This window comes from Hydrogenophaga sp. LT287 (assembly GCF_055702805.1).
On record NZ_JBVPZC010000011.1, the window covers coordinates 86386 to 108039 of the forward strand.

Below are 21654 nucleotides of genomic sequence, written 5' to 3' on the forward strand. Positions count from 1 at the left end.
CGGTCACTGGCAGGCTTCACAGCCGGGGTCGTCGATGGCGCAAAACTTGATGTCAGTGGCGGGTTCAACAGCGGTCGGCGCAGCCTGTGTCACCGACATGCCAGCGTCGCCCGACGACATGGCCACAGCGTTCAACTGACCGGTGCGGCCAGTGGACTTTTCAACCTGTGTGGCCGAGGTGGTGCGCAAGTAGTAAGTGGTCTTGAGGCCACGCAGCCAGGCGAGTTTGTAGGTGTCGTCGAGCTTCTTGCCCGAGGCGCCAGCCATGTAAATGTTCAGGCTTTGCGCCTGGTCGATCCACTTCTGGCGGCGCGCTGCGGCTTCCACCAGCCACAGCGGTTCCACTTCAAACGCGGTGGCGTAGAGCGCCTTCACTTCTTGCGGCACGCGGTCGATGGGGCGCAGTGAGCCGTCGAAGTGCTTGAGGTCCATCACCATCACGTCGTCCCACAGGCCCAGGCGCTTGAGGTCTTTCACCAGGTAGCTGTTGATGACGGTGAATTCACCCGACAGGTTGGACTTGACCGACAGGTTGCCGAAGCAAGGCTCAATGGACGCGTCCACGCCGATGATGTTGGAGATGGTCGCGGTGGGCGCGATGGCCACGCAGTTGGAGTTGCGCATGCCGTCGGTGGCGATCTTCTGGCGCAGAGCGTCCCAGTCGAGGGTGGCCGAGCGGTCCACGTCCACATAGCCGCCGCGTGCGTTGGCCAGCATGTCCAGCGTGTCGAGCGGCAAGACGCCCTGGTCCCACAGCGAGCCTTTGTAGCTGGCGTAGCGGCCGCGCTCGCGGGCCAGTTCGGTGGAGGCCCAGTAGGCGTAGTAGCAGACGGCTTCCATCGAGCGGTCGGCAAAGTTCACCGCGTCGCCCGAGGCATAGGGCACGCGCAACTCGTACAGCGCGTCCTGGAAGCCCATGATGCCCAGGCCCACTGGGCGGTGGCGCATGTTGGAGTCACGCGCCTTTTTCACCGCGTAGTAGTTGATGTCGATCACGTTGTCGAGCATGCGCATGGCGGTCTTGATCGTGCGTTGCAGCTTGTCGTGGTCGATGCCGCCGTCTTTCAGGTGCTGCAGCAGGTTGATCGAACCCAGGTTGCACACTGCGGTTTCGGTGTCGCTGGTGTTGAGCGTGATCTCGGTGCACAGGTTGCTGGAGTGCACCACGCCAGCGTGCTGCTGCGGGCTGCGCACGTTGCAGGCGTCCTTGAACGTGATCCAGGGGTGGCCGGTTTCAAACAGCATGGTGAGCATCTTGCGCCACAGGTCCGATGCAGGCACCTTGCGGCTGGGCTTGATCTCGCCGCGCTCGGCCTTGGCTTCGTAGGCGACATAGGCGCGCTCAAAGTCGGCACCAAACAGGTCGTGCAGGTCGGGCACGTTGTTGGGTGAAAACAGGGTCCAGTCGCCCTTTTCCATCACGCGCTTCATAAACAGGTCGGGGATCCAGTTGGCCGTGTTCATGTCGTGCGTGCGGCGGCGGTCGTCGCCGGTGTTCTTGCGCAGCTCCAGGAACTCTTCAATGTCCAGGTGCCAGGTTTCCAGGTAGGTGCAGACCGCGCCCTTGCGCTTGCCGCCCTGGTTCACTGCCACGGCGGTGTCGTTCACCACTTTCAGGAACGGCACCACGCCTTGCGATTCGCCGTTGGTGCCCTTGATGTGGCTGCCCAGCGCACGCACACGGGTCCAGTCGTTGCCCAGGCCGCCGGCAAACTTGGACAGCAGCGCGTTTTCCTTGATCGATTCGTAGATGCCGTCGAGGTCGTCGGGCACGGTGGTCAGGTAGCAGCTGGAGAGCTGCGAACGCAGCGTGCCGCTGTTGAACAGCGTGGGCGTGGACGACATGAAGTCGAACGACGACAGCACTTCGTAGAACTCGATCGCGCGGGCTTCGCGGTCAATCTCATTGAGCGACAGGCCCATGGCCACGCGCATGAAGAAAGCCTGCGGCAGCTCGATGCGGCTCTTGCGCACGTGCAGGAAGTAGCGGTCGTACAGCGTCTGCAGGCCGAGGTAATCAAACTGCAGGTCGCGCTCGGGCTTGAGCGCGGCGCCCAGGCGGGCCAGGTCGAACTGTTGCAGGCGTTCGTCCAGCAGGTCGTTCTGAACGCCCTTTTTGATGAACTGGGGGAAGTAGTCGGCGTAGCGCGCACCCATTTCGCTGGACGGCACTTCTTCGCCAATCACTTCCTTGACAATGGTGTGCAGCAGCAGGCGCGCGGTGGCGTAGGTGTAGTCCGGGTCTTTCTCGATCAGGGTGCGCGCCGCCAGGATGGACGCTTTGTAGACCTCTTCGATGGGCACGCCGTCGTACAGGTTGCGTTTGGTCTCGGCGACGATGGGGTCGGCCTTGACGTCTTTGCCCAGACCCTTGCAGGCGTCTTCGATCAGGTGCTGCAGGCGGTTCAGGTCGAGCGGCACGCGTTGACCGCCGTCCGTGACGTGCAGCAGGGCCTCGGCTGGCTGGCTCGCTTCTGCCTGGTGGGCGCGTTCCTGGGTGCGGCGCTCGCGGTACAGCACGTAAGCGCGGGCGACTTCGTGGTGGCCGCTGCGCATGAGGCCCAGTTCCACATGGTCCTGCACGTCTTCAATGTGGAAGGTGCCGCCCCCCGGACGCGAGCGCATCAGCGCACGCACCACGTTTTGCGTCAGACCGTCCACCGTTTCGCGCACGCTGGCAGACGCAGCGCCCTGGGTGCCGTGCACAGCCAGAAAGGCTTTCATCAACGCCACCGCGATTTTGCTGGGCTCAAACGGCACCACCGCGCCGTTGCGTCGGATGATCTGGTAGTTGGCGAAAACCGCGCTGGATGAGGCCAGGGACACAGCGCTGGCGGCACCGGCGCCAGACGGGGCGGTTGCGGTGAACATGGGGGCGGTGGATGGGGCAGTCTGCATGGTTCCTCTTTCGATTGTTGTGTTGGGCTTGTCCAACCTGGTGCGCAGGTGGGCGGCCGGACTTCGGTGGGCAGTGACCGGGGTCAAAATCGGTTGAGACGGTGCCGCGTGGCGCACGAACAGCGGTGTTGGCGCGTCGCAGCGGGTCTTGCCGGTGAGAAATGCGCGGTCACTGCGAAAGCGCAGCGCACACTATATCTGGTGTGTCGGGGCTGTTCAAGCCACTACCGGTAGTGTTTGTGGGAATTTTCGTGGCGAAGCACGCTGCGCTTTTCGTCTGGTAAAAAAAGACATCCCTGTGTGCCCATGGGCCGGCCCCGCGCCACGCCGCACACACGCTGGCGTTCTCTGCCTCGGCTCTATTTTGGTCAACATCGGCGGTGGTTTCCGGCCGGTTTGCGGCTGAAACCCCCGTCAAATCAAGCGAAGCGGCGTGGCCATGGCCCCGAAAACTGGCTGGTTTCAAGCGTTGCGCGGGCGTGAAAAAATTGTGTCTTCGGGGAAACAATCGGCCGACCAGCCGAGCCGGGTTTGCAGTTCAGCCCAGTCGAACCCCGGGCCCGGGTCTTGTTTGCGGCCCGGCGCGATGTGTTCGTGGCCCGCAATGTGCGCGATGGGGTAGCGTTCGCCCAATCGCGCGCACAACTGCACCAGGGTGGCGTATTGAGGGGCTTCGAAGCGTTTGCCTTCCAGACCTTCGAGTTCAATGCCAATCGAGTCGTCGTTGCACTGGTTGCGACCCCGCCAGCAAGAGATGCCAGCGTGCCACGCCCGCGCATCGGCGTCGACAAACTGCACCAGCTCGCCGTCGCGCCGAATGAAAAAATGCGCGGACACTTCCATGCCTCGAATCTGTTCAAAGTAAGGATGCGCCGTCCAGTCGAGCCGGTTGGTGAACAGCTGTTCCACCTCGGGTCCCCCATATTGCCCCGGAGGCAGGCTGATGGAATGGATCACCACCAGGTCGATGCTGGCGCCCGGCGGGCGCGGCCCGAAGTTGGGGGAAGGGCAGGCCCGGGCCGCCTGGAGCCAGCCGGCCTGCCACTGCGAGGGCGCTGGCGGGTCGGTGCGGTCAGCTGGCATCGCTGTCGTCGGGTTCGGCGTCTGAAGGCATGGCGATGCCCAGGCGCTGGATGCGGTAGCGCATCTGCCGCAAGTTGAGCCCCAGCCGGGCGGCGGCGGCGGTGCGGTTGAAGTCGGCTTCTTTGAGGGCCTTGAGCAATACTTGGCGCTCTTGATCGTCCAGGTAGGTTTGCAGGTCGCGCGGGATCTCGGCAGGGTTGTCTAGCGCCGCCGTGGGCGTGGCCAAGGCGGCAGGCGCGGGCTCGGCGTGTGCTGCGCGCTGTTCGGCATCGCCGAAATCGCTGGGCTCCAGGGTCTCGCCGGTGCTGAGTGCCATGGCCCGCTGCAGCAGGTTTTCAAGCTCGCGCACGTTGCCGGGCAGTTCGCGCGACTGCAGCCACGCCAGCGCCTCTGGGGAGAGTGCTGGCACCGGCAACCCCGACTCGGTGCATATGCGTTGCAAGAGCGCGTGGGCGAGCTCGGGCAGGTCTTCGCGCCGCTCGCGCAGGGCGGGTGTGCGCAGCTCGATCACGTTGAGGCGGTAAAACAGGTCTTGCCGGAAATCGCCGCTGTGCACCAGGGCGGCCAGATCGCGGTGGGTGGCACTGACCAGCCGCACGTCGACGGCTTCTTCTTGCACGCCACCGAGCGAGCGCACCCGCCGTTCCTGAATGACGCGCAGCAGCTTGGCTTGCATGGCCAGGGGCAAGTCGCCAATTTCGTCCAGAAACAGGGTGCCGCCCTTGGCCGCCTGGAAGTAGCCTTCGCGGTCTTGGGTGGCGCCAGTGAAGGCGCCTTTGCGGGAGCCGAAGAACTCGGACTCGATGAGGTTTTCAGGAATGGCACCGCAGTTGACGGCCACAAACGGGCCTTTGGCGCGGTGGCTGCACTCGTGCACCGCGCGCGCCACCAGCTCTTTGCCGGTGCCCGATTCGCCCAGGATCAGCACCGGCGCCATGCTGGTGGCCACCTTTTCAATGCGGCTTTTGATTTGCACCACGCAGGGTGATGCGCCGACGATGCGCGCCAGCGAGGCCACGCCGCTCGGCGGCGGTGGCGCCACCGGGCGAACTGTGCCGTTGCCAGCGCTGTCTGGGCGCCCTGCCAGCGGCAAGCGCTGGCTCTGCAAGGCCGACTGCACAGCTGCGCGCAGCTGTTTGAGGTCGACCGGTTTGGTCAGGTAGTCAAAGGCGCCCGTTTTGAGCGCCTCCACCGCGTTTTCGGCCGAGCCGTAGGCGGTGATGACGATGCTTTTTTCGCTGCGCTGCTGGGTGTTGAGCTCGCGCAGCAGTTCCAGGCCCAGGCCGTCGGGCAGGCGCATGTCGGTGATCAGCACGTCAAAGCGCTGCTGCGCAAGCCACTCGCGGGCCTGGGTGAGGTCGGGTGCCGACACCACCTCGTAGCCTTCGCGCAGCAGCGTCAGTTCGTACAGCGTGCGCAGGTCGGGCTCGTCGTCAACAACGAGGATGGAAGCGCGGGGTGGAGCGGACATGTTCAAGGGGCCGGGCAGGCGGTCAGCGAATGGTGAGCGGGGCATCGCCCGGCCGCAGCTGGCTGGGCTGGGTGCGGCTGGGCACCGAGTCGCCAGGCGGGTACGACAGGCTTTGCTGGACCGGGGTGCGGCTGCCATGGGCGGCCGGCATGACCACGTAAAACTCGTTGCCGTCGCGCTGGTCCAGCCGGGTGCGTTGGTAGGCAATTTGGGCGCCATAGCGCTCGCACAGCTCGCGGCAGATGTAGAGGCCTAGGCCGCTGGAGCGGCTTTCAGACGAGAAAAACGGCTCAAACAGGTGGCGCAGCACGCTGGCTTCAAGGGGGCTGCCGTCGCTCCAGACCGACAGTCGAATGCGGTCGTTGCCGGCCGGCTGGGTAATGACACGGATGGAGGAGGGCGTGCCGCTGGCGTGGCGCTTGGCGTTGTCAAGCAAATTTACCAGCAGGCGGCGGATGTGTTCGGGGTCAAACGCCACATGCGCTGCAGGCGCGTGCGGGTGCACGCCCAGCACACCCTGTGCCTGGTTTTGGCGTGTCCATTCGTGGGTGATCTGGCGAACCGTCTGGTCCAGCGGCAGCACCAAGGCGGCGGCTTCGTTCGGGCTGGGCTGGGCGCGGGCCACATTGAGGATGTCGTCGACGATGCGGGCCAGGCGCTGGGCGTTTTGGTCGATCATGCGGGTGAGCCGCTTTTGCCCCGCGTCTTGCACCTCTTCGTCCAGCAAGGCATTGGCCTGGGTGATGGCCGACAGCGGGTTGCGGATCTCATGCGCCACCGCCGCTGACAGGCGGCCCATGGAGGCGAGTTTTTCGGTGCGCACACGCGCTTCGACTTCGCGCAGGTCTTCCAAGAACAGCACGCACAGGCCCGCGCCGTGGCTGCCTTGCGTGGTCAGCCGTGTGCGGGCAAACAGCCGGTGGGTGGTTTGTTCGTCTTGCGCAATGGTGATTTCAGCCTCCAGCGGGTGCCCCAGCAAAAACGTCTCGTGCACCAGGTTGGACAGCCCTTCCCAGTTGGGGCGGGCCGACAGCAGCAGTTTGGCCGCGTGGGGGTAGGCCTCGCCCATGAGCATGGTTTGTGCAGCCGGGTTGGCATTGCGCACAACGCCGTGGGTGTCCACCACCAGCACGCCTTCGCTCAGTCCGGCGATCACGAGTTCGTTCACCTGGGCTTGTGTGCGGGCAGCCGCCTGGCTGCTTTGGGCCACCGCTTCTTCACGGGCCAGCCGCAGCGCGAGCTGGTTGGCCAGCACCGCGACCAGAAAGAAACCGGTGCCGGTGAGGCCGGTTTGCAGCAAGCGCGCGGTGGACACATCGCTCAGCAGCTGGGCGCTGAGCCAGGCCTCACCAAGCAAAAACAAGGTGACGCTGGCCGCGGTGGCCAGCGCCAGGACCAGCGGCCCGAGAATAGAGGCCAGCAGCACCGGCAAGGCAAACAGGGGCGTGTAGTTGATGCCGCCTTGCTGCACATATTGCAGCACCGCAAACACCAGCACATCGACGCCAATGGTCAGCAGCCATTGCAGGTGAAACGGTTGGCCTTGCTGGATGGGGCGCGACCAGATCAGCACCGCCAGCGCCGCGCTCAGGTGCAGGGCACACACCACCACCAGCCAGTGCGGCCCACCGGTGCCCGTGACCACCACAAACACCTGCAGCGCCAGCAGCACGGCGGCAATGAACACCCGTGCCCGCATGAACGCCCGCCACAGCCGCACAAACGACCGCACGCGCTGCTCCCGCCCATGCGTGCTGTGGCTTTCCAGCCCCGAAAACCACGACGGGGCGAATTGGGACGGCCGTTCCTGCGCCATGTCAGTGACGCCCGGCCGCCCGAAGGCACTGACGCACCCCCCCGGGGGGCAGCGAACGAAGTGAGCGTGGGGGTTGTTTCATCTCAGTGACGCCCGGGCCCCGAAGGCGCTGACGCACGGCCTCGGCGCCCACCGCGCTCACGACCCCGCGCCTTCGCTCAGCTGCCGGTGTTCTGCGCTGCAATAGGCGCCTTGGCGGCCTTGCACGGCTTCGCTTTCGGGCAGGTGCGTGCCGCAGTGCAGGCAGGCCACCATGATGGTGGGCTTGCGTGGGGTTGGCTTTTTTCGGGCCGCCGGGCGCTGTGTGCTGGCGTCATCGGTCAGGCGGTTGTTGCGCCAGACCCAGAAGGCCACCAAAACCACGGCCAGAACGAGCAGGTATTTCATGAAATCGATCGGTCAGGCGCGTTGCAGCACCACTTCAAGCACAAAGCGGGAGCCGGCGTAACCCAGCAGCAGAAAACCAGCGCCCAGATAGAGGGTGCGCGCCGCCATGCGACCGCGCCAGCCCAGGCGCCAGCGGCCCCACAACAGCACGCCGATGGTGAGCCAGGAGAGCACGGAAAAGGCGGTTTTGTGGTCCCACACCCAGCGGTGGTTCAGAGCTTCGGAAAACCACCAGCCGGCCAGCAGCGTAGCGCTGAGCAGGGCAAACCCGGCCGCGAGAAAGCGAAAGGTCAGCCGCTCCAGCATCAGCAAGGGCATGGCGGAGTCGGTCGTGGTGCCCTGGCGCATGGCTTTTTCGGCGCGCTGCATCAGCCAGGCATGCACCACGGCGGCGCCAATGAGGCCATAAGAAGAGATGCCCAGCGCCCAGTGCAGCGGCAGCCACGAAGAACGCAGCGCCGGGTAGGGCGAACCCGGGAACAGCAACGCCAGCAACACCGTGACGGTGCCCAGCGCAGCCAGCGTCCAGCGGGCCCGAAACTGCGGGTACAGGCGGCTTTCCACCAGGTAGACCGTGAGCACCAGCCACGCCGTGACCGACAGGGCCGGCGCAAAGCCAAAGCGCGCGGGTTGTTCGAACAAGCCCGTGACGAGCACCAGTAGGTGCAGCAGCCAGGCCGTGGCCAGCACGGCGCGGGTTTGCTTCGGCGTCATGCGGGGGTGCGCCCAGGCCAGCACGGCATACGACAGCGCCGCCACGGCGGACAGCAGGGCAGCGGGTGGGTTCGACCAGAGGGCGGGCAGCAGGTTCATGGGATCCGCGTTGTACGCCGCAGTCAGGCGGCGTGATGCACAGCTAAAATCATTCGCACAGTTTAACGGTCTTGCCCGGACAGACCCCGTTGGGGCCCGGCCAGTCCCACCGATGCACGCGGGCCTTCAGGCCCGCACCGCAGACGCCGCTGCCGCGGCCCCTTCACCGTCCCGAGCACCCCATGGCCTCAGCCCTCTCCGACCGCCTCTCACGCATCGTCAAGGAAATGCGTGGCCAGGCCCGCATCACCGAAAGCAACGTCACCGACATGCTGCGCGAGGTGCGCATGGCCCTGCTGGAGGCCGACGTGGCCTTGCCGGTGGTGCGCGACTTCATTGCCCGGGTGAAAGAAAAGGCGCTGGGCCAGGAGGTGGTGGGTTCGCTGTCGCCGGGCCAGGCGCTGGTGGGCATCGTCAACCGCGAGCTGGTCGCCACCATGGGCGCTGGCGTGGCCGACATCAACCTTGCGGCCCAGCCGCCGGCGGTGATCTTGATGGCCGGTCTGCAAGGTGCCGGTAAAACCACCACCACCGCCAAGCTGGCCAAACACCTGATCGAAAAGCGCAAGAAGAAGGTGCTGACCGTGTCGGGCGACGTGTACCGCCCCGCGGCCATTGAACAGCTCAAGACCGTGACCGCCCAGGCCGGCGCCGAGTGGTTCCCCAGCACGCCCGACCAAAAGCCGGTGGACATTGCACGCGCCGCCATCGACTACGCCAAGCGCCATTACTTTGACGTGCTGCTGGTGGACACCGCCGGCCGCCTGGCGATTGACGAAGCGCTGATGCGCGAGATTCAGGAACTGCACGCGGTGTTGAACCCGGTGGAGACGCTGTTTGTGGTGGACGCCATGCAGGGTCAGGACGCGATCAACACCGCCAAGGCGTTCAGCGCGGCACTGCCGCTCACCGGCATCATCCTGACCAAGCTCGACGGCGATTCGCGTGGTGGCGCGGCCTTGTCGGTGCGGCAGATCACCGGCGCGCCCATCAAGTTCGCGGGTGTGTCGGAAAAAATCGACGGCCTGGAGGTGTTTGACGCCGAGCGCCACGCCGGCCGCATCCTGGGCATGGGCGACATCCTGGCGCTGGTGGAGCAGGTGACCGCTGGGGTGGACATGGCGGCGGCTCAGAAGCTCGCGGCCAAAGTCAAAACCGGCGAAGGCTTTGACCTGAACGACTTTCTGGACCAGATCCGCCAGATGAAGCAAATGGGCGGCTTGTCCAGCCTCATGGACAAGCTGCCCAGCGGCATGGCCGCCAAGGCCAGCGAAGCCGACCTGACGCGCGCCGAGAAAGACATCAAGCGCAAGGAAGGCATCATTTGCAGCATGACGCAGCGCGAGCGCACCAAGCCCGAGATCATCAAAGCCACGCGCAAGCGCCGCATTGCCGCTGGCGCGGGCGTGCACGTGCAAGAAGTCAACCGCCTGCTCAAAGAGTTTGAGCAGATGCAGGGCATGATGAAAAAGATGAAGGGCGGCGGCCTCATGAAGATGATGAAGCGCATGGGCGGCATGAAAGGCATGCCCAAGTTGCCTGGCATGGGTTGACCGAAGTCAAGCGGCTTGCCAGATCGGCAGCCCATACTCCGCCCCATGCTGTCCGGTCTTGAAATTCTCTTTGCCGTGGTGTGCCTGGCGGCTGCCTTGTGGCTGCGCCCCTGGCGCATGTTGACCGGTGCGTTGCTGACACCCGCGCTGGCGGCTGTGGTGTTGCTGCCCGGTCTGTGGCTGCTGCCGCAAGCCCTGCCCCAGGGTTTGGCGATCCAGTTTTCGGGCGCCAGCCTGCTGGTGCTCATGCTCGGCTGGCCGCTGGCTGTGCTGGCGTTGTCGCTAGTGGCGCTGGCTGTGTGGGGGATCGGCCCTGCCGATGCCTGGTCGGTGCTGTCGCAGTGGGTCTGGGTTGGGCTGGTGCCTGCCACACTGGCGCTGGGTATCGGTGTGCTGTTGCGGCGCTGGCTGCCGCCCAACCCGTTCATTTACACCCTGGGTCGCGGCTTTCTGGGCACGGCGGTCGCGGTTTTTGTGTCGGGCGTGCTGATGGAGCTGCTGCACCGCCTGGCCGGTGCCCCGGCGCTGGAACAAGCCCTGGTGGCACGCTGGCTCATGGCCTGGGGCGATGCATTTTTAACCGGCATGTTTGCCGCCATCTGCGTGGCTTTTGCGCCGCAGTGGCTGGCCACCTGGTCGGACGCCCGCTATTTGAAATAGTGCCCCTACGCTTCCCACTGCGTTGGGTTCGCTGCCCCCGAATTCAAGCGGTTTCGCGCACCAGCACCTCGCCGCGCAGCGTGTAGCCGTTGGTCTCGGTGATGGTCAGGTCCACCATCTGGCCCACGAGGCGGGCTGCGTTCGGGCCGGCCGGGAAGTTGACCACGCGGTTGCATTCGGTGCGGCCCATCAGCTCGGGCACGGCTGCGCTGGACTTGCGCGACGGGCCTTCCACCAAAATGCGCTGCACCGTGCCCACGCGGCTGGCGCTGATGCGCGCCACGTTCGCCTCCAGGGCGGCCTGCAGTTGCTGCAGGCGCTGCAACTTCACCGCGTGCGGCGTGTCGTCGGGCAGGTTGGCTGCGGGCGTGCCGGGGCGGGGGCTGAAGATGAAGCTGAAGCTGATGTCGTAGCCCACATCGTCAATGAGCTTCATCATTTTCTGGAAGTCTTCCTCGGTCTCGCCGGGGAAACCCACAATGAAGTCGCTGCTCATGGCCAGGTCGGGCCGAATGGCGCGCAGCTTGCGCACCGTGCTCTTGTATTCCATGGCGGTGTAGCCGCGTTTCATGGCCATGAGGATGCGGTCCGAACCGTGTTGCACCGGCAGGTGCAGGTGGCTCACCAGCTTGGGGATTTTGGCGTAGGCCTCGATCAGACGCGGCGTGAATTCGTTGGGGTGGCTGGTGGTGTAGCGGATGCGCTCAATGCCGGGAATGTCGGCCACGTATTCCAGCAAGAGCGCAAAGTCGGCGATCTCGCTGGTGTCGCCCATCTTGCCGCGGTAAGCGTTCACGTTCTGGCCCAGCAGCGTCACCTCGCGCACGCCCTGGTCGGCCAGCCCGGCCACTTCCACCAGGACGTCGTCAAACGGCCGGCTCACTTCTTCGCCCCGGGTGTAGGGCACCACGCAGTAACTGCAGTATTTGGAGCAGCCTTCCATGATGCTCACAAAGGCCGACGACCCTTCCACCCGCGCCGGGGGCAGGTGGTCAAATTTTTCGATTTCGGGAAAGCTGATGTCCACCTGCGGCAGCGCCTGGCGCGCGCGCTGGTTCAGCATTTCTGGCAGGCGATGCAGGGTTTGCGGGCCAAACACCACGTCCACATAGGGCGCGCGCTTGATGATTTCGGCGCCTTCCTGGCTGGCCACGCAGCCGCCCACGCCAATGAGCACGCCTTTTTCCTTCAGGTGCTTCACGCGGCCCAGGTCGGAAAACACCTTTTCCTGCGCTTTCTCCCGCACCGAGCAGGTGTTGAACAGAATCAGGTCGGCCTCTTCCACGTCCTGCGTCTGGGTGTAGCCCTGGGCCGCGCCCAGCACGTCGGCCATCTTGTCCGAGTCGTACTCGTTCATCTGGCAACCAAAGGTTTTGATAAAGACTTTTTTGTGCATATGGGTTACCCCCTGCGCCGCTGCGCGGCTTCCCCCCAGAAGGGGGACCACGCCTGTGGCCCGGCGAAGCCGGTTCCATGGCGTGTGCTGAATGGGGCCTGTGTGGGTGGGAGAGATCAGGGTTTGGCGAGCGGGCGCTTTTCAGCGGCCTCAGCGGGCGTGAGGATCCAGGCCTCGTGCACCATGCCGTTGGGCTCCAGCAGGTAGTTCACGGTCAGTTCCTGGCCCACCAGCGCGCCCGACATCACCAGCATGTTGGTGGTGTTGCGAATGCGCGAGCCCGGCGAGAGCCGCGCAGGCTTGCCGTCCAGGCTGATGACGGGGGGTTGCACCACCACCAAGGTGCCGCGCAGGGCTGCGGCAGGAAACTGGCGCGATTGTGTTTGGGCCTGCGCGGCCGGCCAGAAGCCCAGGGCCAGCAGGCACAGCGCCAGCGCGGCGCCGCGGCGGCCGGTGGCTTGAGGGGAAAAGCAGCGGTTCATGGTGTCCATCCAGAGGCTGTGAAAGGCAATCGGTCGGCCGCCGGGCAGGCCCGGGCGGCAACCCAAATTGTCTCACGCCCCGGCTCAGTGCGCGTCGGGTGCCGGGCGGTCCGCATCCTCCAGCGGGTACGCGTCGGCCACATAGGCCGGTCCCTTCATCACCATCACAATGAACGCGCCAATGGCCACGGTGAGCACCATCGACCAGAAGAAAATCACCATGCCAATGGCCAGGATGTCGATGGTATGGATGCGGGTGGCCACGTCCATTTCGCTGCCGCTCCAGGGGAAGCAGCGCGCCAGCAGTGCCACCAGCGCGGGCAGCGCACTGCCCAGCCACAAAGCCTTGGGCAGTTTGCGCAGCACCACGCGCTCCAGGCCTGCGGGGGTTTGCTGAAAGCCGGGCCAGATGTTGAGCAGATTCATGGTGGCGACTTGGTGAAACAGGGCAGTTTTGACCCGATACACCAATGTAGGCTGCACAATCTGTTTTGTCTAGGACAAAATGCAGGGCCATTCGTTTCTTAGCGTTTTATTTCAGGAGTCGACTCATGGTTCGTTTCACGATCTCCCATTGGCCGCTCCGCCCTTGCGGGGTGGTCCAAGGCGCCACCGGCGGCTGAACGCGCAACGCCATGAGCTACAGCGTGGTCTGGTTCAAACGCGACCTGCGCGTGCACGACCACGCGGCGCTGCACCAGGCCGCCGCGCGCGGGCCGGTGCTGTGCCTGTATGTGGTGGAGCCCAGCCTGTGGGCCGAGCCCGACGCGGCCACCCAGCACCTGCATTTTTTGCGCGAAAGCCTGCTGGATTTGCACGGCGAGCTGAAAGCGCTGGGCGCCCGCCTGCACGTGGTCACTGGTGAAGTGACCGATGTGCTGTCGCGCCTGATGGCGCTGGCGCCGTTTGAAGCGCTGTACGCCCACGAAGAAACCGGCAACGCCGCCACCTACCGGCGCGACTTGGCGGTGGGCCGCTGGTGCCGCGCCAACGGTGTGGCCTGGCAAGAGACGCCCCAGTTTGGCGTGGTGCGCCGCTTGCCCAGTCGCCAGCGCTGGCAGAGCCAGTGGGCCGCGCACACCGGCGCGCCGTGCGTGTTGGCGCCCGCCGAGCTCAGCCCCGTGCCGCTGCCGTGGCGCGAGCCCGCCATGCCCGGCACGGCCCAGTTGGGCTTGCTGGACCCCGACCCGCCCCTGCGCCAGCGCGGTGGGCGCGCCCAGGGTCTGGCTGTGCTGCACGAGTTTCTGGACGCCCGCAGCACCCAGTACCGGGGTGGCATTTCGTCGCCCCTGCGGGCGCCCAGCGCTTGTTCGCGCTTGTCGCCCTACCTGGCGCTGGGCTGCCTGAGCCTGCGCGAGGTGGTGCAAGCCACCCGCGCGCACCTGGCCCAGCTGCCGCCCGAGGCCAGCCGCCAGCAGCAGGGGCTGGCCGCGTTCATGAGCCGGCTGGTGTGGCACTGCCATTTCATTCAGAAGCTGGAAGACGAGCCCGAACTGGAATGGCGCAACCTGCACCGGGGCTACGACGGCCTGCGCGACGAAGCGGGCAACCCGGCCCACCTGGAGGCCCTGATGCAGGGCCGCACCGGCTGGCCCATGGTGGACGCCTGCGTGGCCATGTTGCGCGAGACCGGGTGGCTCAACTTTCGCATGCGGGCGATGCTGGTGTCGGTGGCGGCTTACCCGCTGTGGCTGCACTGGCGCCCGGTGGGGCTGTGGCTGGCGCGCCAGTTTCTCGACTACGAGCCCGGCATCCACTGGAGCCAGCTGCAAATGCAGAGCGGCACCACCGGCATCAACACCACCCGGGTTTACAACCCGCTCAAGCAGGCGCGCGACCACGACCCGCACGGCCACTTTGTGCGCCGCTGGCTACCCGCCATGCGCCGCGTGCCCGACGCCTGGCTGTTTGAACCCTGGCGCATGCCGCCCGACGTGCAGGCGCGCTGCGGCGTGCGGGTGGGTGTGGACATTGCCATGCCGCTGGTCGACCTGGAGGTGGCCACCCGCGAAGCCAAGGCGCTGCTGCATGCGCGGCGGGCGCAGCCCGAGGTGCGGGCCGGCAAAGCCGCCATTGTGGAGAAACATGGCTCGCGCCAACGCCGCACGCCAGCGCGTGCAAAGGCCGGGCCTGTGACGGACCCGGGCCAGGCTTCCTTGTTTTGACCCGGCTCGCTGGCGCGCGACAATCCGGCCACCTTGCTACAAACCGGAGACACCATGGCCCGCCTGCAACCCCTGCCGCCAAGCACCACGCCTGAGCTCAAACCCCATTTCGACTTTTTTCTGGGCACGTTCGGCTTCACGCCCAACAGCGTGCTCACCATGCAGCGCAAGCCCAAGCTGGCCCAGGCGCTGGCGGTGATGAACGCCGCCGTGATGGACCCCGAAGGCGAGGTGGACCTGGGCTTTCGCCGCCTGGTGGGGCATGTTGTGAGCAAGGTCTCGGGCTGCCTGTATTGCCAGGCACACACGCTGCTGGGTGCCAAAAATTTTGGCGTCAGCGACGCCAAGCTGGCCGACGTGTGGACCTATGCCAGCAGCCCGCACTACAGCGCCAAAGAGCGCCTGGCGCTGGACTTTGCCCTGGCCGCGTCTTCACAGCCCAACGCCGTGACCGACGCGCAGTTTGCCGAGCTGCAACAGCACTGGAGCGACGGTGAAATTGTGGAATTGCTGGGCGTGGTGGCCATGTTCGCGTTTCTCAACCGCTGGAACGACACCATGGCCACGCCGCTGGAAGCGGTGCCCACCGCGCTGGCCCTGGATGCGCTGGGCGCTCAGGGCTGGAACCCGGGCAAGCACGGCGCATAGCCGCCCAGGTGGCTTACTTCCAGCGAACCGGCTCAATGTGCACGCTGCCTTGCGTGCTGGACAGCGTGAGCGCACCTTCTTGCACCGTGGCCTGCAGCTGCATGCTGCGCTCGGCCATGCCGGCCAGGGCGGGCGCCACCTCGGTGGGCAGGCGCCACACCTGCAGCCGGTCCAGCCGGGTCAGCTTGGTTTCCATGCCGCGCCACCACACGTCCGCCGCCGAGCCAAAGGCGTAAAGCACCACCGCGTCGGCCTTGCTGCAGGCCTTGGCCAGGGGTTTGTCTTCGGGCTGGCCCACCTCGATCCACAGGCGCTTGCGCCCGGTGTAGTCGGTCAGCGACACGTCCGGGTCTTCCGGGTCAGACAGCCCGGCGCCAAACGCCAGCGTGCCGTCGCCGCGGCAGGTGTCTTGCAGCTCGTGGGCGTGCAGCGCCAGCGCCACCAGCCGCACCATCATGCGTTCGTCGTTCTCGCTGGGGTGGCGGGCGAGGGTGAGTGCGTGGTCGGCGTAGTAGCCGTGGTCGATGTCTGCAATTTGCAGATTCGCCTTGAAGATGGTGGATTTGATGGCCATGGCGCAGGGAGTGCAGCGGAGCGGGCCCGCTGGCTAGAACACAAAGGGGCAGTGTAGCCCGCACCGCTTGGCGCCCCGACCGTGGTCAGCGGGCGTTTGGCTTGGGCCAGGGTTCAAAAACCCGTTTCGCGGACCAGCACCGCCAGCGCCTGGCGCAGGTAGCGGCTGGCCGGGGCTTCCCACCGGGCCTGGATGGCCAGCTGGCCGCGCCAGGCATGCTGGCTCAAAGCCTCCAGGGCGCGCGCCTGGTCAGCGTTCACCGCCAACTGCACGCGGTAAATGGCCCGCTCAGGCACCCATTCGCCGGCTTGCTCGCGCACCAGCACATGCCCGCCCAGGTGCGCCGCCAGTTCGCTGCGCGACAGTACGCGGGTGGCGTCCCGGTCGATGGCTTGAACCGTCAGGCGCAGGGCGGGGCCCGAAGCCGCATCGGTGATGAACAAGGCGCCGTCACCCGGTGCAATGCGCTGCACCGTGTCTTCATCCAGCCAGGTTTCCACCAGCCAGGGGCTGCCTTCGCGCACCAGCATGGCTATCTTTTCCTTGCGCGCCAGCCATTGGCCGGTGTGCAGGTCGGGGTCCATGTCGTGCAGCGTGCCGGCAAAAGGCGCGGTGGGCGCGTTTTGTTTCAGCTCGGCTTGCAGGCTGAGCATTTCGGCCTCGGCGGTGCTCAGGCTGTCCTGGGTCAGCAGCCACTGCTGGCGCGATTCAGAGCCAAACCCCGCCGACGCCGCCTGCCAACGCAACTTGTCGATGCGGGCCTGCAGCGTTTGCTGGCGGCTGTGCAGTTCGGGCACATACAGGCGCGCCAGCAGGTCGCCGGCGGCCACGCGGTCGCCGGTTTTTCGGGGCAGCTCGTCCAGTCGGGCTGCGCTGCTGGTGAAGATCGGCCAACTCTCTGCCGGCCGCAAAAGGCCACTCACGCCCACCTTGCCAGGCCATGGCAGCAGCAACAACAGCAGCAACCCGCCCAGCAGCCAAGCGCTGCGCCGGGCCCGGCGGCTGCCCTGTATGGCCTGGCGCCGTGCGACCCAGGCTTTCCATTCCCGGTGCAGCGGCAGCAGCACAAACCACAGAATCTCCACCGCAAACAGCAGCACGCCCAGCACCTTGAAAAACAGGTGGTACACCAGCAGCGCAATACCCAGGAACAGCACCAGGCGGTAGACCCAGGTGGCCCAGGCAAACGCGATCAGCCAGCGCTGCGCGGTGGGGCTGAAGTGCTCGGGGGGTTCTTCTCCCAGTGCAAACAGCCATTCGCGCAGCTTCCAGCGCGCCAGCGCAAAGCTGCGCTCGTGCAGGTTGGGCATGTCCAGCCAGTCGGACAAGATGAAGTAGCCGTCAAACCGCATGAAGGGGCTGGCGTTGATGGCCAGTGTGGCCACCCAAGACGTGGTGGCCAGCACAAAGGCGGCCGAACGCAGTGCGCCGTCGGGCAGCAAAGCCCAGGCCAGCGTGGCCCAGGCGGCAATCATCAGTTCGGTGGCAATGCCGGCCGATGCCACGCGCAGGCGGTGCAGGCTGTTGGTGAGGCGCCAGGTGTCGTTGGTGTCGGTGTAGGCCACGGGCCACAGCACCAGAAAGGCCACCCCCATGGTGGGCACCCGGCAACCCAGGCGCTTGGCCGTGAACGCGTGGCCCAGTTCGTGCAGCAACTTCACCGCAAACAAGGCCAGGCCGTAGGCCGCCAGCCCTTCCAGGTTGAACGTGTCCACCAGGCTGGTGGTGAACACATCCCAGTTGCGAAACACCAGCGCCGTGCCCAGCACCAGCGCACCCAGCGTCATCCACAAAAACGCGGGCGAGACAAACCAGCCCGCCACGCTTTGCCAGCGCCCCAGCCAGGCGTCGGGCCTCACCAGCGGAACCCTGAAAAACAGATAGTGGTGCAGCATCCATTTGAATGCACTGCCTTGCTGGCGCTCCAGCCGCTCAGCCATCTGGCGGGCGCTGTCCGGGCCGTCGGCCTGGGTCAGTTGGTTGTTCAACAAAAATTGGCCCATGTGCTCCACGTCTGCTGCGTCCATGTGCAACGCCGTGGCAGCGCCAATGTCGTCGGCAATGGCCTGGCGGTCGTTCAGCTGCCAGCGCTGCAAAATCTCAAAGCTGGGCCAGTCGATGCGAAAAAACAGGTTGCGGGCTGGGTCGTGCAGCGTCCAGCTGGGCTGGCCGTCGGGCAACGACGGGCCGGGCAGCAACGCCAGGTCTTCGCGCAGGCGGGGCAGGGCGGGGTTCATAGGCCCACCGTGGTGCGCAAGGCGGCCAGCGGCCGGCGCAGCATCCAGAAGGCCAGCGGTGTCCAGCTGCCCTGCAGGCGCGCGGTGCCCTTGAGTCCCACCCGGTAGTCGGTGGTGCCGTCCAGCGTGGCGCGCACGCGGTAGGCGTGTGTGCCATCGGGGCGCTGCACGGCGTCGTGGGCGATGTACCGCACCCGAGCCGTGACCGGCGCCAGGGGGCTGGCGTTCAGGTACAGCTTCAGTGGCGCCTGGTCGTCCAGCCCAATGGCGTCTGCCAGCGGCAGCCAGGCTTCCACCTCCCTGTCGTCGGGCGCGGCAATGCGCATGATGCGTTCGCCCGTGGTCACGGGCCGGCCAATCCACTCGGAAGGGTCGTCAAACAGCGCCACACCGTCGCGCGGCGCCAGCACGCGGGCGCGAGAACGCTGGTCACTCAGGTAGTCCACCTCGGCGCGCTTTTCTTCAATCTTGCCGCCCAGCATGGCCAGCTGGCCCTTGAATTTGGGGTCCGTCAAGGCTTGCTGCGAGGTCTGGCGGTACTCGGTCTCGGCGCTGGCCAGCACCTGTGCGGCCACCGCCAGCCGGCTTTGTATCAGCGCCTCGTCAAAGCCAAACAGCGGCTGGTCTTTCGTCACGGTCTGGTTGGGCTGCACATGGAATATGTCCACCACCCCGTCCAGCGGCGCACGCACCACCACCGGGCTGGCCGGCACCAGCTCACCCGGGGCCAGCACGCTCAGGCGCACCGGCAGGCACAGCACGACGAGTGCCAGCGCTGCCCAGCGCCAACGCGCCTGCTGCCACCAGCGCTGCCCAGGCTGGCGGCTGAAATGGTGGCGCAGCCGCGCCGTGACGGCGCGCCAACCGCTCGCTTTGGGTCGGTGCAGGGCCGCAAAGGCGTGGTGCCAGGTGTCGAGCCATTCGGTCAGCAGCCGTTGTTCTTCGGTGGTCCATGGCGTGTCGCGGGCCAGCAGCAAGGCCGGCCCAGGCTGTGTCGGGGCAGCGCCCTGTTTCGCGGGCACGCTGAGCCACAGCGCGTGCGCTGGCCACCAGGTGGCCCAGTCATCGGCCAGCGCTGGCGGCAGCTGCGCCGGGTCCACCGCCCGCACCGCGTCACCGCCCTGCGCAGCCAGGTGTTCGCTCAGTTGCAAGAGCCACTGCACGTAAGGCGCATTGGCCTCGGGCTGCACCACGCCCGACAGGGTGTGCACACCCGAGTCCGGCACCCACAGCACGGCCTGGCGGTAAGGCACCAGCTGGTGGGTGTCGTTGGCCAGCAAAAAACCCAGCTCACGGGCTGTGGCCGCCTGGCGCGCGCGGCGCGCCAGGTCCAGCAGCACCGCCAGCGATTGGACCGTGCGAATGGCCGGGTGGTGTGCGTCAGCCATCAGGCGGGTGCCTTCACCGGTGCGGGTTGTGCTCGGGCTTTCAGCTCGTCGCGCTCATCCGTGCGGGCCATGTCAGCCCAACCGTGAGCGCGCCGCGCCTCCAGGCGAAGCTGCTCGCTCAGCGCATTGCGGCCTGTTGGCACCAGCTGAGCGTCTCCCACCCGCAGGCGGAACTGCGTCTTCACTTCATTGCCCTGCTCGTCCCGGGCGGTCACTTCAATCACCAGTTCGCCGCTGAAGTCTGCCGGTGGCTTGGCGGTGAATGTTCCGCTGCGTGGGTCAAAAGTGATCCATGCCGGCAGGTTGTCGCCACTCGCCAATTTCGCTTGCAACAGAATCGTGGCGTCGGCCCTGGCGTGCACGAAGGTGTCGTAAGGCAACACAATGCTGCCAGCAGCGGCCCGCTCAACGAACTGGTCGCTGATGGATCGGTTCAGATTCAACCCACCACCCGCCGCAGGGGACACCAGCGCCTGGAACCCGGTGGCGCGCGTCAAGGTGGCGGGTTCGGTGCGTTCCATCGCAGGCTGAAGCAGGGCCAATACCTCGACCGACAAGGCTGGCATATCCTGCAGCGGTGCGGCCGTGAACGTCGTCGAGTCAAAGCGCAGCGTCGGTGGCAGCGGCGTGGGTTCTGGCTCGGCCGGTGCTGGTGCTTCGGCCACCGGTGCTGCTGGCTCGGTCCCCAGGGCCGGCGCCTTGGGGCGGTCGTCGTCCAGCACGATCTTGGCGGCCGTCAGTTCCTGCGGTGTTGCTGCCGTGGTGCTGTCACCGATCCAGTAGTCGCCTGTGCCATCGTCAACGACGGTGCCCAAGCCAGTGTCAGCCGCGACAGCTTGCAGAACCGCATTTCGCAGCTGCGCAAAAAAATGTCGGTCTGTCTGGGGGCCGGGGAATTCATCCGGTCGGTGCGCAAAGAGGGCTACAAGCTCTGCGTGGATCTGCAAGTCCGCTGATGCTGCGGCCATGAAAAAAGCGGACCCTGTTACCAGAGTCCGCTTTTTAATTTTGGTGGCGATAGGTGGACTTGAACCACCGACATCAGCATTATGAATGCTGCGCTCTAACCAACTGAGCTATATCGCCGAAGCAGGCAGAATTATAGCGACATTTTTGCCCGTTTTTTTGGGCCGTGCTGTGCGCGTTGTCTGGCCACGCAGCCGGGTTCAGGCGTGTTTGAACACCGGCTTGCGCTTGTTCACAAAGGCGTCCATGCCTTCCTTCTGGTCTTCGGTGGCAAACAGGCCGTGGAACAGCCGGCGTTCAAACATCACGCCGTCGGCCAGGCCGCCTTCAAAAGCGCGGTTCACGCATTCTTTGGCCGCCATCACGCTGGGCAGCGAAAACTCACAAATCATGAGCGCGGCACCCAGGGCTTCGTCCATCAGTTTGTCCAGCGGCACCACACGGCTCACCAGCCCGGCGCGTTCGGCCTCGGTGGCGTCCATCATGCGGCCGGTCAGCGCCATGTCCATGGCCTTGGACTTGCCCACCGCGCGCGGCAGGCGCTGCGTGCCGCCGGCACCGGGAATGATGCCCAGCTTGATCTCGGGCTGGCCAAACTTGGCGTTGTCGGCGGCGATGATGAAGTCGCACATCATGGCCAGCTCGCAGCCGCCGCCCAGGGCAAAGCCGCTCACGGCCGCGATCACCGGCTTGCGGATGCTGCGAATGGTTTCCCAGTTGCGGGTGATGTAGTCGCCCTTGTACACGTCGGCAAAGGTGTAGGTGGCCATGGCGCCAATGTCGGCGCCGGCGGCAAACGCCTTTTCACTGCCGGTCACGACCATGCAGCCAATACCGTCGTCCAGGTCAAACGCTTTGAGCGCAGCGCCCAGCTCGTTCATGAGCTGGTCGTTCAGGGCATTGAGCTGCTTGGGGCGGTTCAGCGTGACGATGCCGACACGGCCTTCGGTGCGCACCTGGATCAGTTCGGGGGTGGTGGTTTCGCTCATGGATGTCCTTTAATGGGTGATGCTGTGTTTGACGTGTACGTCAACTATAGCCGGACCGCGAGGCCTGGGTGGTTGGGGCCAACCAAGGGAAAACATTAACCGACTCATCGGTCGGTTAATGGTAAATT

Annotated in this window: 18 protein-coding genes and 1 tRNA gene; 4 read left to right on the plus strand and 15 right to left on the minus strand. The window is 65.8% G+C overall.

Features of this window, described 5'->3' with window-relative positions; genetic code table 11:
- Positions 1-3: 3 nt before the first annotated feature.
- The 6 genes from AC0GNR_RS10740 to AC0GNR_RS10765 form a co-directional block, all read right to left on the minus strand.
- On the minus strand, positions 4-2898 hold the full coding sequence (locus AC0GNR_RS10740) for a ribonucleoside-diphosphate reductase subunit alpha (protein ID WP_472900949.1): 2895 nt from the start codon (positions 2896-2898) through the stop codon (positions 4-6).
- 462 nt (positions 2899-3360) lie between these two features.
- Positions 3361-3981: a 1,6-anhydro-N-acetylmuramyl-L-alanine amidase AmpD gene (gene ampD, locus AC0GNR_RS10745; RefSeq protein ID WP_472900950.1), complete on the minus strand. Its 621-nt coding sequence runs from the start codon at positions 3979-3981 to the stop codon at positions 3361-3363.
- A complete protein-coding gene (locus AC0GNR_RS10750) occupies positions 3971-5452 on the minus strand; it encodes a sigma-54-dependent transcriptional regulator (protein ID WP_472900951.1) in 1482 nt (493 codons plus the stop codon). The genes ampD and AC0GNR_RS10750 overlap by 11 nt, the downstream gene beginning before the upstream one ends.
- Positions 5453-5474: 22 nt before the next feature.
- Positions 5475-7184, minus strand: coding sequence for a sensor histidine kinase (locus AC0GNR_RS10755; RefSeq protein ID WP_472900952.1), 1710 nt, complete (start codon positions 7182-7184; stop codon positions 5475-5477).
- Positions 7185-7406: 222 nt separating this feature from the next.
- A complete protein-coding gene (locus AC0GNR_RS10760) occupies positions 7407-7655 on the minus strand; it encodes a PP0621 family protein (RefSeq protein ID WP_472900953.1) in 249 nt (82 codons plus the stop codon).
- 12 nt (positions 7656-7667) lie between these two features.
- Positions 7668-8468, minus strand: coding sequence for a cytochrome C assembly family protein (locus tag AC0GNR_RS10765; RefSeq protein ID WP_472900954.1), 801 nt, complete (start codon positions 8466-8468; stop codon positions 7668-7670).
- Positions 8469-8650: 182 nt separating this feature from the next.
- Here AC0GNR_RS10765 and ffh point away from each other — a divergent pair, with 182 nt between their 5' ends.
- Complete coding sequence (ffh, locus tag AC0GNR_RS10770) at positions 8651-10021, plus strand: signal recognition particle protein (RefSeq protein WP_472900955.1); 1371 nt, start codon at positions 8651-8653, stop codon at positions 10019-10021.
- 45 nt (positions 10022-10066) lie between these two features.
- The gene (locus AC0GNR_RS10775; RefSeq protein WP_472900956.1) at positions 10067-10681 is read left to right on the plus strand and encodes a hypothetical protein; all 615 of its coding nucleotides are present in this window, start codon (positions 10067-10069) and stop codon (positions 10679-10681) included.
- 43 nt (positions 10682-10724) lie between these two features.
- Here AC0GNR_RS10775 and miaB read toward each other — a convergent pair whose 3' ends face one another.
- From miaB to AC0GNR_RS10790, 3 genes are all read right to left on the minus strand, one after another.
- The gene (gene miaB, locus AC0GNR_RS10780; protein WP_472900957.1) at positions 10725-12077 is read right to left on the minus strand and encodes a tRNA (N6-isopentenyl adenosine(37)-C2)-methylthiotransferase MiaB; all 1353 of its coding nucleotides are present in this window, start codon (positions 12075-12077) and stop codon (positions 10725-10727) included.
- Positions 12078-12193: 116 nt separating this feature from the next.
- Complete coding sequence (locus AC0GNR_RS10785; RefSeq protein WP_472900958.1) at positions 12194-12559, minus strand: hypothetical protein; 366 nt, start codon at positions 12557-12559, stop codon at positions 12194-12196.
- Between the two features lie 84 nt (positions 12560-12643).
- Positions 12644-12985, minus strand: a complete 342-nt coding sequence (locus AC0GNR_RS10790; RefSeq protein WP_472900959.1) for a hypothetical protein — start codon at positions 12983-12985, stop codon at positions 12644-12646.
- 209 nt (positions 12986-13194) lie between these two features.
- Between AC0GNR_RS10790 and AC0GNR_RS10795 the strand changes: the two genes are divergently transcribed.
- Together AC0GNR_RS10795 and AC0GNR_RS10800 are read left to right on the plus strand one after the other, a co-directional pair.
- Positions 13195-14724 carry an FAD-binding domain-containing protein gene (locus tag AC0GNR_RS10795; RefSeq protein WP_472900960.1) on the plus strand — a complete coding sequence of 510 codons (1530 nt, stop codon included), beginning with the start codon at positions 13195-13197 and terminating at the stop codon, positions 14722-14724.
- Between the two features lie 54 nt (positions 14725-14778).
- Positions 14779-15372: a carboxymuconolactone decarboxylase family protein gene (locus AC0GNR_RS10800; protein WP_472900961.1), complete on the plus strand. Its 594-nt coding sequence runs from the start codon at positions 14779-14781 to the stop codon at positions 15370-15372.
- 13 nt (positions 15373-15385) lie between these two features.
- On the opposite strand, the gene AC0GNR_RS10805 is transcribed toward AC0GNR_RS10800, so the two are convergent.
- The 6 genes from AC0GNR_RS10805 to AC0GNR_RS10830 form a co-directional block, all read right to left on the minus strand.
- Complete coding sequence (locus AC0GNR_RS10805) at positions 15386-15946, minus strand: YaeQ family protein (RefSeq protein WP_472900962.1); 561 nt, start codon at positions 15944-15946, stop codon at positions 15386-15388.
- Positions 15947-16059: 113 nt separating this feature from the next.
- Complete coding sequence (locus AC0GNR_RS10810; protein WP_472900963.1) at positions 16060-18183, minus strand: site-2 protease family protein; 2124 nt, start codon at positions 18181-18183, stop codon at positions 16060-16062.
- The gene (locus AC0GNR_RS10815; RefSeq protein ID WP_472900964.1) at positions 18180-19571 is read right to left on the minus strand and encodes an efflux RND transporter periplasmic adaptor subunit; all 1392 of its coding nucleotides are present in this window, start codon (positions 19569-19571) and stop codon (positions 18180-18182) included. The genes AC0GNR_RS10810 and AC0GNR_RS10815 overlap by 4 nt, the downstream gene beginning before the upstream one ends.
- Positions 19571-20386, minus strand: a complete 816-nt coding sequence (locus tag AC0GNR_RS10820) for a putative Ig domain-containing protein (protein ID WP_472900965.1) — start codon at positions 20384-20386, stop codon at positions 19571-19573. Before AC0GNR_RS10820 ends, AC0GNR_RS10815 begins: the two co-directional genes overlap by 1 nt.
- Before the next feature lie 194 nt (positions 20387-20580).
- Positions 20581-20657, minus strand: a tRNA-Met gene (locus AC0GNR_RS10825).
- 80 nt (positions 20658-20737) lie between these two features.
- A complete protein-coding gene (locus tag AC0GNR_RS10830; protein WP_472900966.1) occupies positions 20738-21526 on the minus strand; it encodes an enoyl-CoA hydratase in 789 nt (262 codons plus the stop codon).
- Between the last annotated feature and the right edge of the window lie 128 nt (positions 21527-21654).